Raw genomic sequence first — 12177 nt, 5'->3', positions numbered from 1 at the left:
CGGAGCCTTAGAAGGAGAAATTGGCGAGTACATCGGGGGTGCCGGCATCCATCGCCTGCTGCTCTTTTTCCGCCATTTTCGCGGCATCCCAGATTTCGAAATGGGAGCCCATGCCCATCATCATGACTTCGCGGTCGAGGCCGACGGCGCTGCGCAGTTCCGGCGAGATCAGGATGCGGCCGGCCGTGTCCATTTCGACGTCGACGGCGTAACCGAGGAAAATACGCTGCCAGGCGCGGGCCTGCATGGGCCAGCTGGCGATCTGTTGACGGTGTTGTTCCCACACGGGGCGGGGGAACAGCATGACGCAGCCATCGGGATGGCGGGTCAGCGTGAGGCGGCCTTCGCACTGGATCGACAGCGCGTCACGGTGCTTGGCAGGAATAGACATCCTGCCTTTGGCATCGAGATTGATTGCGGACGCGCCTTGAAACACGGGATTACCTTTTGACCTCAATATGGTTAGCGGAGCATGAACAGCACTTTCCTTGTTTCATCTCCCCCGCCGCTAAGTCGGGTGAAATTTCCCACAAAAAGACACTTTTTCACACAGATGCCCACTTTAGAGGAAGCAAGAATAGTGGTCAAGCGCTTTCAGGCAAACGAAACAGCGATTTTATTAATGAAATTAAGGACTTAGCGCGATTCCTTGAAGCCGCATAGAAATAAAATAGTTAGCCAAATTAAGCACTTATGAAAGAGTGTGAATGTGCTACCTCATCTGTGCACATGTGTTTGGGCGCACTAAAAAGGGGAAAATGGCTTTAATAAAATAGTGAAATAAATGCATATAGTTGCAGTTCGCCAACATTGCAGTATCAAATCGACAATGTGGCGATTCGGCGCTGGGTCGGCGGAAAACAGGGTGATTTAAGGGAGGAATTGCGGGTATGTCGCGCCAGGAGCGCCGTTACGCGGAATGGGAAACCTTCAAAAAGCAGCTACAGCGATTTCTAATACTATTACCAAGGCCAATGACGTTTGCAAACTTGTCTATACAAATTTTGCAGTGCAGCACGTCGACTCACCTGCCATTATACGCCCGGGCCGAGGACACTCGATACGGAATTCAGGTCGAAAGACAGCTGACGGTGATGATCGAGCGGCCCGCGCGGGCGAGAAAAGGTGTCCCCATGGCGGCTTTATTGCTCAAGGCTAACGGCGCCTTTTCAGTGCCGCAACGGCCGACCTGGCATCCCTGGTACGGCCGGCGGCGACATCATCCAAACCTTTGGAAGCCTCGTCGATCAACAGCAGATGCACCCGCCCGCGTTCGAGCTGATGATGATAATCCAGCCGCGCCGCGTCTATCAACGCAACGTAGCTCACTCCGCTCTTGGTAATAATCTTCTCAGCGCCGGCCTTGACCTCGTCCGCCAATTCAGAAAGATTGGCGCGTGCTTGCGAAAGCGGCACGATATCAGCAGCAGAAATCGCCATAACACCTCCGGATAGTACAAAATTTTGTACATGATACGCCAGTGACGGCAGCCGCTCGGCTGCTGCGTGAGCGGCCGGATGGCAACCATCGCCGCACTGAAACCTTGCTGCCTGAATACATACACTGGGTGTCTCCCCGATGTCCCTCCAGCAAATCTACTGAAATTTTTACTGAAATCTGCTGAATTGAACTTTGCCTTACTGAGCTGGTCTAACTCAGTAGGACTCAGAGAATTTCAGTAGACCTCAGTAAGGAGAACAGCATGTTTGCTACAGTAAGCGTGAATGTCGCACCCGCCACCCTGCTCGCCCTGATGGATCGGCTGCGCGAAACCGGTTCGCCCGCCGATCCGGCCGAAGCGGTTGATGCCGCGATCCGCCACTGGCTCGCGACCTCGGCAAGCGTGCCGCCGGCCGAACCGCGCGGCTACCAATGGAAAACGCTGTTCCTGCCCGAGGGCACGTGGTTGCGCATGGCTTATCGCAACGACCATGAATATGCAATCGTCGAAGGCGACCACATCATGTACAAAGGCCGCGCCGTCTCGCCCAACCAGTTTGCCAGCGCTTTCGCCGACAGCGTGCGCAACGCCTGGCAAGATATCTCGATTCGCATGCCCGGAGAAAAGAACTGGAAAAGGGCCAGCCTGCGCCGCAGGGAACTGGCCCGCGCCGCAGCCGATGCTCCCCCCTGCTCCGTTGCAAGCCCACCAGCGACGCCAGCCGCTCCTGCCGCGCGCGCTGATCTCACAAAATCAACGGCCACGATCCAGCCATTGACGCCCTCTGTGCCTCGCAACACCAGCCCCGGCCAGGGCTGGACCGAACCGGAACGCCGCAAATACCGCTTCCGGCTTGAAGATGTGGCCTTCGAGTGAGCCCTCTATGTAGCAATCCAGGCTTTTGAGCGCTCCACCGCGCGCCCCCACTGCCCCAGCAACTCAGCGCGGCGGCCGGCCGGCATGGCCGGCTCGAAGCGGCGCTCGCACGACCACTGCGCGGCGATTTCTTCCTGCGTGTCCCAGAAGCCCACCGCCAGCCCGGCCAGATAGGCCGCGCCCAGCGCGGTGGTCTCCGTCACCGCCGGCCGCACCACCGGCACGCCCAGCAAATCGGCCTGGAACTGCATCAGCAGGTCGTTGCGGGCGGCGCCGCCGTCGGCGCGCACCTCGGCCAGCGGAATCGCTGCATCCTTCTGCATCGCCGCCATCAGCTCGGCGCTTTGATAGGCGATCGCCTCCAGCGCGGCGCGGGCGATGTGGGCGCGGTTGCTGCCGCGGCTCATGCCGACCAGCGTGCCGCGCGCGTACGGATCCCAGTGCGGCGCACCCAGCCCGACAAAGGCCGGCACCATGAACACGCCGCCGCTGTCGGGCACGCTGGCGGCCAGCGCCTCGACGTCGCTGGATTTCTCGATGATGCCCAGGCCGTCGCGCAGCCACTGCACCGTGGCGCCGCCCATGAACACGCTGCCTTCCAACAGGTAGTCGGTGGCGCCGTCGATCCGCCAGCCCACCGTGGTCAGCAGGCGGTTGTGCGAGGCCACCGGATGCCGGCCCAGGTGCATCAGCATGAAGCAGCCGGTGCCGTAGGTATTCTTGACCATGCCCGGCAGGTGGCAGGCCTGGCCGAACGTGGCCGCCTGCTGGTCGCCGGCGATGCCGGCCACCGGGATCTCCGCGCCGAACAGCGCGGCCCTGGTATTGCCCACCTCCTCGCTCGACGACACCACCTGCGGCAGCATCTCTTCCGGAATGTCGAACAGCTGCAGCAGGTCGTGGTCCCAGCGCATCAGGTGTATGTTGAACAGCATCGTGCGGGCGGCATTGCCGACGTCCGTCACGTGGCGCCCGGTCAGCTTGTAGACCAGCCAGCTGTCGATGGTGCCGAACGCCAGCGCGCCGTTGCGGGCCCGCTCGCGCGCGCCCGGCACGTGGTCGAGCAGCCATTTGAGCTTGGTGGCGGAGAAATAGGCGTCCAGCTCGAGGCCGGTGATCGAGGTAATCTTTTTAGCCTTGCCGTCGGCGCGCAGCGCTTCGCAGACGTCGGCCGTGCGGCGGTCCTGCCAGACGATGGCCGGCGCGATCGGCTCGCCGCTCTTGCGGTCCCACACCACGGTGGTCTCGCGCTGGTTGGCGATGCCGATGGCGAGGATCTGGTGGCTGTCGACGTGATGGTCGTGCAGCACCTTGCGGGCCACGGTGAGCTGGCTGTTCCAGATCTCGTTCGGGTCGTGCTCGACCCAGCCGGGCTGCGGAAAATGCTGGGGAAACTCTTGCGCCGCGCTGCCGCAGATCTGTCCCTGATGGTCGAACAGGATGGCGCGCGAACTGGTGGTGCCTTGATCCAAGGCCAGTATGTATTTTTTCATCGGCAATGTCCCCGGTCGTCGCAGCGTGCGCTTCGATCCGGCGGCCGCCGCGAAATCATTGTTAGTTGAAGCAAGCCGATAGGCCGGATTTTGTTACGGCGCAGGCGAACCTGCGCTATGACAGCCATTCCTCTAGGCGCTGGATTACTCCAGCGCTCAAGCTTCCTACCCGCACGCTCCGCGAGCAGCATCATCGCGTGCCTATTTGGAATTGCACCAGGTGGAGGTTACCGCGTTTCACCGTAACTTAATACGCTCGTCTCTGTGGCCCTATTCCTCGCCTTATACCCTGGGCTTGCGCTTGCGGCTTTCAGCGGACGGCCGTTAACCGTCACCCCGCTCTGTGGAGTCCGGACCTTCCTCCCGCCAGGCATTACGCGCTGGCCAGCGGCTGTCTGGCTTGCTTCAGGCGGTATTGTACCAGTCCGGCCATCCAAATCTGAAATTTGGTGTCGCCATTAGAAAAGCCGCTGCCCCGCCCCGGTCGTAGAATGAGGCACACCGTGATGTACACCTATAATATCGATAAGGCCCGCACAATGACGCAACCATCCCGCACCGGCGGCCAGATCCTGGTCGACGCCCTGAAGATCCACGGCGTGGACACCGCTTTCGGCGTACCCGGCGAAAGCTATCTGGACGTGCTCGACGCGCTGCACGATTCCGACATCCGCTTCATCATCAACCGCCAGGAGGGTGGCGCCGCCTTCATGGCCGACGCCTACGGCAAGATGACCGGCAAGCCCGGCATCTGCTTCGTCACCCGCGGACCGGGCGCGACCAACGCCTCGATCGGCGTGCACACCGCGTTCCAGGATTCGACGCCGATGATCCTGTTCATCGGCCAGGTCGGCAACGACTTCGTCGACCGCGAAGCGTTCCAGGAAATCGACTACCGCCGCATGTACGGCCAGATGGCCAAGTGGGTGGCGCAGATCGACCGCGCCGACCGCGTGCCCGAATACATCGCCCGCGCCTTCCAGATCGCCACCAGCGGCCGTCCGGGCCCGGTGGTGCTGGCGCTGCCGGAAGACATGCTGACCACGATGGCCACCGTGGCCGACACGCGCGCCTACCAGCCGGTGCAAGCCTCGCCCGCCGCGTCGCAGATCGCGCAAGTGCGCAGCATGCTGGCCGGCGCGAAGAAGCCGCTGGTCCTGCTGGGCGGCGGCGGCTGGAACGCGCAAGCCTGCGCCGACCTGCAGGCCTTCGCCGAAGCCAACCACCTGCCGGTGGCCTGCGCCTTCCGCTTCCAGGACCTGCTCGACAACGCCCACCCGAACTACATCGGCGACGTCGGCATCGGCATCAATCCGAAACTGGCCGCGCGCGTGCGCGAAGCCGACGTGATCCTGGCCATCGGCCCGCGCCTGGGCGAGATGACCACCGGCGGCTACGCGCTGATCGCCGCGCCGGTGCCGGCCCAGCGCCTGATCCACGTCCACGCGGACGCCGAGGAACTGGGCAGCGTCTACCAGGCCGAGTTGATGATCAACAGCGGCATGCCGCAAATGACGGCGATGCTGGCCGCGATGGCGCCGCTCGACAGCGGCGCGTGGCAAGCCAGCGTGGCCGAAGCGCGCGCCGACCTGGCCGCGTGGCAGAAGCAGCCTCCGATCTTCCAGGACGGCGCCGCGCCGCTGGACCTGTGGCAGGTGGTGCAGCAGATCGACCAGATCGCCCCGCACGACACCATCATCACCAACGGCGCCGGCAACTACGCCACCTGGGCGCACCGCTTCCACAGCTACGGCGGCATGCGCACGCAGCTGGCGCCGACCAGCGGCGCGATGGGCTACAGCGTGCCGGCCGGCGTGGCGGCCAAGATCATCGCTCCCCGGCGCACCGTGATCACCTTCGCCGGCGACGGCGAGTACATGATGAACGGCCAGGAGCTGGCCACCGCCGTGCAGTACCGGGCGGGCGTGGTCATCATCGTGTTCAACAACGGCATGTTCGGCACCATCCGCATGCACCAGGAGCTGCACTACCCGGGCCGTGTGTCCGGCACCCAGCTGCACAACCCGGACTTCGCGGCGCTGGCCGTGGCCTACGGCGGTCATGGCGAGGTGGTCGATACGACGGCGGCATTCGGCCCGGCGCTGGAACGCGCGCTGGCCTGGGCCAACGGCAAGAACCTGCCGGCCGTGATCGAACTGCGCTACGACGGCAACCTGATCACGCCGGGCGCGACCCTGGAAACCATCCGCAAGAACGCGCAGGCGGCCAAGGCCGCGAAGTAAGCCGCCAATGGAAAAACCGCCGGCTCAGAGGCCGGCGGTCGTTGTTTTGACTGGATCGACATACGGCGCCGGGGCCGTCTCTCCGTCTTCATCCTTCTCTTTCTTGTGCTTGGGCGCGGGGCAGGCGCGGCAGGCGCCGGCCTTGCGCCCGAAATCGGTCACCAGCGACAGCCGCATCGGCACCGCCTCGTCGCCGCAATAGCCGCCGTCGAGCACCAGCGTCCTGCCGCCATCGGCCAGCTTGCCGTTGATGGTGCGCTCATCCTCGTCCGGCGGCTGCACGGTGAAATACAGCTGCTGGCCGCGCGGGTCTATCGTGACGTCGCTGGCCACCACCGGCCAGCTCAGGCCGCCGGCCGTGTATTCATACAACACCGTATCCACTTCTGAAAACCGTTGCAGCGTGATGCGCTGGCCGCCGAACTCGCCGCTGTCCGGATGGATGCACAGGTCGGAGTACACCACCATGCCGTAGCGCGGCAGGCCGCCAGGGGCGGACTTGCGCGACAGCTTGGGCGCGGCGAACACCGCGCAGGACGCCAGCAGGATGGAACCGGCCAGCACGGCACGTCGGGTAGTCATCATGGTAAGGGCTTTCAGAAATGAACAACGGCTGCACCAGGCAGCCGTTGTTGATTCTAACTGATTAAATCAGATTAGAAGGAGTGACGCATGCCGACGTTGAACGCCTTGTCGCCGCTACCGACGTCGGTGTTGCCACCAACGGTGTAGCTCGCGCCGTTCTTGTTCTTGATCTTGGCGTACGACACGTAGGTGCTGGTGCGCTTCGACAGAGCGTAGGAGTAACCCACTGCCCACTGGTCGGCGTCGCGGTTAGCAACTTCTTTGTCGTTCTTGCGGATCCACGAAGCCATCACGGTACCAGCGGTGTCGCCCACTGGTGCGGTCAGACCCAGCAGGGTGTCGTTGCTGTCTTGCGAAGCCACTGGCGCCACGGTGTAGCCGTATGGGTTGCTGGTGTTGGCCAGGGCGGCGCTGTTCAGGCCCTTGTCCTTGCCGAAGGCGACGTATGCCTTGACGACTTTGAAGTCGTAGTTGGCAGCGATCAGGGCGTTGTGGCCCATGCCGTTGGTTTTCACGGTGGCGGTGTCGTTGTTGCGGCTGTTGTAAGCCGCGGCAACGTTCAGAGGACCGTTGGTGTAGCCAACCGAAGCGCCGATCTGACGGTTTGCCGAAGCGTCGCCAGCGGTTTCACCGACGCTGTACGAAACCGCGCCCTGGAAGCCTTCCAGGTTAGGCGTTTTGTAGACAACGGCGTTGTCGTTGCGGGTCTGTGCGCCAGCAACTGGGAAGATGTTCTTGGCGGTACCAGCGTAGCCCAGTGCGAACGGATCGGCCACGTCGCGCAGGGTTTCGTAGTACGGGGTGTACTGACGACCCAGGGTCAGGGTGCCGGCGGTCTTCGAACCGATGCCGACGTAGGCTTCGCGGTTGAACAGCTTGTTGTTGGTGTTGTCCAGCGAGCCGTCGTCGATTTTCACGCCGGCTTCCAGTTTGAAGATGGCGCTCAGACCGCCACCCAGATCTTCGGTGCCTTTGAAGCCCAGGCGGGAAGCCGAAGCGGTGCCGCTGGCTACTTTGGTGACATTGCCAGCTGCGCCACCGCGCTCGCTAACGATACCGGCGTCGACGATACCGTAGATCGTTACGTTCGACTGTGCGAAGGCTGCGGAGCTCATTGCGCCCAGTACGGCGATGGAGATAAGGGATTTTTTCATTGCGTGTTTCCTTCAGTTGTGTTGCTGTAAAAAGGTAAAGCTAGTCTTACGCTTAAATTCGGTGCTTATCGGCGCCACCAGCAGACGCCGTCTGTGCGTGAGGGCATACTCCCCAGCTGCCACTGTGCGGTCCCGGTAGCCGGGACGGCGTTCACATAAGTTGCGGCCGATTTAATCGACGCCGGCTTTATCGCAGTGCACAAAGGCACCGGAGGCGGCACTATACTGATGCTTTGCTTTTCTATCAAGTGTAAATGCATTCATGTTGACTGTTGTTATGCATGCCAGATGATCAAAGCGCCAGCATTTTACCGCATCGCAATATTTCTTGCCGAGCAAGCGAACTAGCCCAGTATTTCCGCACGATGAACCAGTGCAGCAGCCCGTTGTGCGGGCCGCCCTGGTAACAAATGCAAGATCTATGCATGCGCGACCACATCGTTGTCGGACCAAGTAAAAATAGCCACTTTGCTATTTCTGACGCCATTTTATACTGAAGCACCCGCGCGCCCGCCTCTACCGAATGGTAATAAGCTTACAACTCAAGACATTGTTCGGCAGTTTCCGACGGCAAAATAGCTCAGGCGCCAACTTTGCTCATAGTGATACCCCTTTATTTGTGTACTAAATTTTGTGCCGTCGGAAAAGTGTTGCGTTGCATCAGCAATTTGTAAGAAATTGCTACTTGTTGTGGATTCACCACAAAATCACCGGCAAATCTTGCATATTTGCAGGTAATGCGGTGGAAAATCCGAGGTCTTAACGACTGGCCCGGCGCTTGAGATAGCGCATCAGCGCGCCCAGTACGGGCAGTTTTTCGTACAATTCCTCGGCCGCGTCCCAGTAGTCGCGGTGCAGCGCAACCTGGCCGTCGGCATTGAAGCGTACATGGGTGGCGCCGCGTATCACCTGCGGCCGGTCAGGCCATCGCGCCAGGCGGAAATGCAGCTCCCAGGTCAGGAAACCCTGCTCGCCGCGCACCATCTGCTCCAGCACCACAAACCGCGGCTGGTCCAGTTGCACGAACATGTGCTCGAACACTTCGACGATCGCGGCATGGCCGCCGATATCGTTGAACGGATCCTTGAAGCGGGCGTCGGTGGCGTACACCACGCGGATTTGCCGCACCGTCGCCGGCGTCAGCGTTTCAAAGAACGCCACCAGGCGCCGCATCGAAGATAAATGGTCGGTCATAGCCGCGTCACCTTGGCGATCAGCCAGAAATACACGCGATAAGGCAGCAGCCGGGCCAGTCTCAGCGTGTTGGTGAATGTTTTCGGGAAGTGGATGTGGAAAGCGCCGCGCTCGATGCCGCGCACCAGCGCCTCGGCGGCGGCGGCGGGCGTCATCAGGCCGGGCATGGCGAAATCGTTGCCGGTCGTGAGCGGCGTGGCGACGAAGCCGGGATTGATCAGGTAGACCCCGATCCGCTTCGGATGCAGGTCGAAATACAGGCTCTCGCACAGATTGATCAGCGCAGCCTTGGTCGGGCCGTATGCCAGCGCCTTCGGCAACCCGCTGTAGCCGGCCACCGACGAGACGATGCCGATCGCGCCCGATCCCTGGCCCAGCAGCATCGGCAGCACCACGTCCAGACAATTGAACACGCCGCGCAGGTTCAGGTCGAGCAGCCGGTTGGCGGCGGCCAGGTCGAAACTGTCGGCGCGCATCGCGCTGTAGCCGCCGGCGACCACCAGCACCAGGTCGATGCGCGGCCAGCGCGCCAGGATGCGCCGGTGGGCCTGCGCGATCGTGGCGTGGTCGGTCACGTCCAACGTCACCGCCATCACGCGCTCCTGCTCCTGCCCCGCCAGCGCGTCCAGCGCATCCTGGCGCCGCGACGACAGCGCCACCCGCGCGCCGCGCGCCCGCAGCAGCCGCGCCGTGGCCGCGCCGATGCCGCTCGAGGCGCCGATGATCCAGACGTAGCGGTCGCCCCAGTCGTCGATGGCGGGATTCATGCTCATGGCCGCGCCTGCGCTTCGCGGCGGTTGAAGGCCACCGTCAGGCTGCCCAGGCCGAAGCCGAACTTGCTCATCTGCGCGCGGTTGAGCATGACGCGGTCGTCGATCAGGTACAGCCAGTCGTCGAAGTCGACGTCATAGGTCTTGCCGTCGGCCGGCACTTGCAGCACGTATTGCAGGCGCATGGCGTTGCCCGACACCTCCACCCTGGCCTCGCCCACCACGTCCGGCGCGCTGCCGGTGTAGTGACCGGGCGAAGTCCTGCGCAGCGTCCACACGCGGCGCTGCCGGCTGCCGTCCGCATAGCTGAACTCTTCGTCCAGCGTGCCGACGCCGCCGCTCCAGCTGCAGCGCATCAGTACCGTGAAGCGTTTCTGCACCGTGCCCGCGCGGTCCTGGTACATGCCGTGCACATCGAGCGTGCCGTTGAAGTAACGCTCGATGTCGAGCCGGGGCTCCTGCCGCGCGTAGTGGTCGGGCGCGGCCGGCGCCGAGCAGCCGGCCGTGGCCAGCAGCGCCGCCGCGCCCAGCACGGCGGCGCACAGCGGCATCAATTTTATGGTGGTCTTCATGTTCGGGCTCCTGGTTCAACAATCGTGCAAGGGGGCGCGCCACAGCAGCGCGGCGGCCAGCAGTTTCAACACACACGGCAAGATGGCGTAGGCCAGCGACAGGGCGCCCAGTCCGCGCCCGCCGCCCGGTACATAGCCCATCCATTCCAGCGCCGGCAGTGCCAGGCCGGCCGCCAGCGCCAGCGTCATCTGCGCGCCCCAGTTCCAGATGCCGAAGTAGGCCGCCTCGTTGCGGCCGCTGTCGCCGGCGGCGGCGATCACGCCGGCCAGCAGCGCCGGCGGCAGCGCCAGGTCGGCGCCCAGCGCCACGCCGGACAGCACGCAGATCGCGCCGTACGAGAGGCTGTCGCCGGGGCCCAGCGCGCCGGCCCAGATGAACACGGCCGCCGTCACCAGCATGCTGGCGGTCCAGGCGCGCGCCTCGCCCAGCCGCCGCGCGACGGCCGGCCACAGCGCCATCGAGCCGGCGGCGCTGGCGAAGTACAGCAGCAGGAACAGGCCCGCGGCCGCGCCCCGCCGCAGGCGGTCTTCGGCAAAGAACAGGAACAACGTGGCGGGAATCGCGGCCGCCACGCCGTTTAGCATCAGGACCGCGAACAATGCCCGGAAGCGGCGCTGGCGCAACGGCGCCAGCAGCACGGCCGGGCCCGCCGCCCCCCGGGCCGGCGCCGGCGCGCCCGGGCGCGGCGCCTTGAGCAGCAGGCAGGCGGCGCCCGCCAGCACGGCCGCGGCAAAGGCGATGCCGAGCGCGTCGTAACCCCACAGCGATGGCAGCACGGCGGCCGTCATCACCCCCAGCAGGCCGCAGCTCTCGCGCACCGCCGCCAGCCGCGCGCGCTCGCCCGGACGCTGCGTCAGCGCCGCGCCCCAGCTCTGGTGGGCCACGGTGGCCAGGCTGAAGCCGGTGTACACCAGCAGCAGCGCGGCCAGGAACCAGCACAGCGCCGGCCCGCGGGCCAGCGCGGGCGGATGAAACAGCGCCGCGTAGCCGGCCAGCAGCGGCGGCAGCGCCATCAGCACGAAGCGCCGATAGCGGCCGCCGGCGCGCGCGATCCACCAGCCGATCAGCGGGTCGATGAAGGCCGCGGCGGTGCGCGCGGCCAGCAAGGCCGCGCCGATGGCCGCCAGCGTCAGCACGCCGCGCTGCGCGTAAAACTGCGGCACGTAGACATAGATCGGCAGCGCCAGCATCGCCAGCGGCAGGCCGAACAGGCCGTAGCACAACATCGACGGCAGCGACAGGCCGCTCGCGGGCGCCGCCGCGCGGGCGGCGGCGCCCGCGCCGTCGCGGCTCACGGCCCGGGCTCCGCGCCACGCAGCAGCGCTTCCCGCAGGCGCGGCGCGGTGGTGGCCGGATCGAGCCAGATGCCGAAGAACGCCTGCGCGAACGCCGCATCGCCCACCAGCGCCAGCGGCTTGCCATCGCGGTAAAAACGCACGCCGTGCCCCGGCAGGAACACGCCGGCCAGCCGGCTGCCCTCCTGCACGTCCGGGAAGATCGACTGCATCCGCGCCAGCCACGCCGCGCGCTGCGCCGGCGTGCCGGCGCCGGTCCGCTCCATCTGCTCGGCGCTGGCGGTGGCGATCCGATGGCCGTCCAGCGCACGCGCATAACGCAGCTCCAGCACATACGGCGCCGCCTCGCGCGCCGCCGGCCGGTAGCCCTGCGGTCCGACCCACAGCTCGGCCGTATAAATGGTCAAGCCGAAATACGTGAACGCGCCCCGCCCCGCCAGACGCGCCGTGCCCAGCTCCGCCTCGACGAAGGCCGGCGCCGCCCGTGCAGGCGCCATCGCCAGCAGTAGCGGCAGCAGCGCCAATACGCCTGTCCGCAGCAGCGCGCCCACC

At 64.5% G+C, this 12177-nt stretch carries 12 protein-coding genes and 1 other RNA gene; 2 read left to right on the top strand and 11 right to left on the bottom strand.

Annotation, left to right across the window (positions count from 1 at the left end):
* Positions 1-7: 7 nt before the first annotated feature.
* Complete coding sequence (mraZ, locus tag ABWW33_RS05535; protein WP_176654643.1) at positions 8-436, bottom strand: division/cell wall cluster transcriptional repressor MraZ; 429 nt, start codon at positions 434-436, stop codon at positions 8-10.
* Positions 437-1155: 719 nt separating this feature from the next.
* Positions 1156-1440, bottom strand: a complete 285-nt coding sequence (locus ABWW33_RS05530) for a type II toxin-antitoxin system prevent-host-death family antitoxin (protein WP_353399797.1) — start codon at positions 1438-1440, stop codon at positions 1156-1158.
* 263 nt (positions 1441-1703) lie between these two features.
* On the opposite strand from ABWW33_RS05530, the gene ABWW33_RS05525 reads away from it, so the two are divergent.
* Positions 1704-2318, top strand: a complete 615-nt coding sequence (locus tag ABWW33_RS05525; protein ID WP_353399794.1) for a hypothetical protein — start codon at positions 1704-1706, stop codon at positions 2316-2318.
* A gap of 5 nt (positions 2319-2323) precedes the next feature.
* Here ABWW33_RS05525 and glpK read toward each other — a convergent pair whose 3' ends face one another.
* Both glpK and rnpB read right to left on the bottom strand, forming a co-directional pair.
* Positions 2324-3811 carry a glycerol kinase GlpK gene (gene glpK / locus ABWW33_RS05520; protein WP_353399791.1) on the bottom strand — a complete coding sequence of 496 codons (1488 nt, stop codon included), beginning with the start codon at positions 3809-3811 and terminating at the stop codon, positions 2324-2326.
* A 63-nt stretch (positions 3812-3874) separates the two neighbouring features.
* Positions 3875-4218: RNase P RNA component class A (gene rnpB / locus ABWW33_RS05515), an RNA gene on the bottom strand.
* 132 nt (positions 4219-4350) lie between these two features.
* Here rnpB and ABWW33_RS05510 point away from each other — a divergent pair.
* On the top strand, positions 4351-6054 hold the full coding sequence (locus ABWW33_RS05510; RefSeq protein WP_353399788.1) for a thiamine pyrophosphate-binding protein: 1704 nt from the start codon (positions 4351-4353) through the stop codon (positions 6052-6054).
* 24 nt (positions 6055-6078) lie between these two features.
* Here ABWW33_RS05510 and ABWW33_RS05505 read toward each other — a convergent pair whose 3' ends face one another.
* The 7 genes from ABWW33_RS05505 to ABWW33_RS05475 form a co-directional block, all read right to left on the bottom strand.
* A complete protein-coding gene (locus ABWW33_RS05505; protein WP_353399785.1) occupies positions 6079-6639 on the bottom strand; it encodes a hypothetical protein in 561 nt (186 codons plus the stop codon).
* Positions 6640-6710: 71 nt separating this feature from the next.
* Positions 6711-7793 carry a porin gene (locus ABWW33_RS05500; RefSeq protein WP_176654649.1) on the bottom strand — a complete coding sequence of 361 codons (1083 nt, stop codon included), beginning with the start codon at positions 7791-7793 and terminating at the stop codon, positions 6711-6713.
* A gap of 759 nt (positions 7794-8552) precedes the next feature.
* The gene (locus ABWW33_RS05495; protein WP_353399781.1) at positions 8553-8987 is read right to left on the bottom strand and encodes a nuclear transport factor 2 family protein; all 435 of its coding nucleotides are present in this window, start codon (positions 8985-8987) and stop codon (positions 8553-8555) included.
* Positions 8984-9754, bottom strand: coding sequence for an SDR family NAD(P)-dependent oxidoreductase (locus ABWW33_RS05490; RefSeq protein WP_353400696.1), 771 nt, complete (start codon positions 9752-9754; stop codon positions 8984-8986). The genes ABWW33_RS05495 and ABWW33_RS05490 overlap by 4 nt, the downstream gene beginning before the upstream one ends.
* A gap of 2 nt (positions 9755-9756) precedes the next feature.
* On the bottom strand, positions 9757-10329 hold the full coding sequence (locus ABWW33_RS05485) for a DUF3833 domain-containing protein (protein ID WP_353399778.1): 573 nt from the start codon (positions 10327-10329) through the stop codon (positions 9757-9759).
* Positions 10330-10344: 15 nt separating this feature from the next.
* The gene (locus ABWW33_RS05480) at positions 10345-11625 is read right to left on the bottom strand and encodes an MFS transporter (RefSeq protein WP_353399776.1); all 1281 of its coding nucleotides are present in this window, start codon (positions 11623-11625) and stop codon (positions 10345-10347) included.
* On the bottom strand, positions 11622-12176 hold the full coding sequence (locus tag ABWW33_RS05475) for a chalcone isomerase family protein (RefSeq protein WP_353399773.1): 555 nt from the start codon (positions 12174-12176) through the stop codon (positions 11622-11624). The genes ABWW33_RS05480 and ABWW33_RS05475 overlap by 4 nt, the downstream gene beginning before the upstream one ends.
* Position 12177: the final 1 nt, after the last annotated feature.

It is taken from the genome of Duganella hordei (assembly GCF_040369125.1).
GTDB lineage: Bacteria > Pseudomonadota > Gammaproteobacteria > Burkholderiales > Burkholderiaceae_D > Rugamonas > Rugamonas hordei.
The sequence above is the reverse complement of the archived record's forward strand: the minus strand, read 5'-3'. Positions and strand labels throughout refer to the sequence as shown.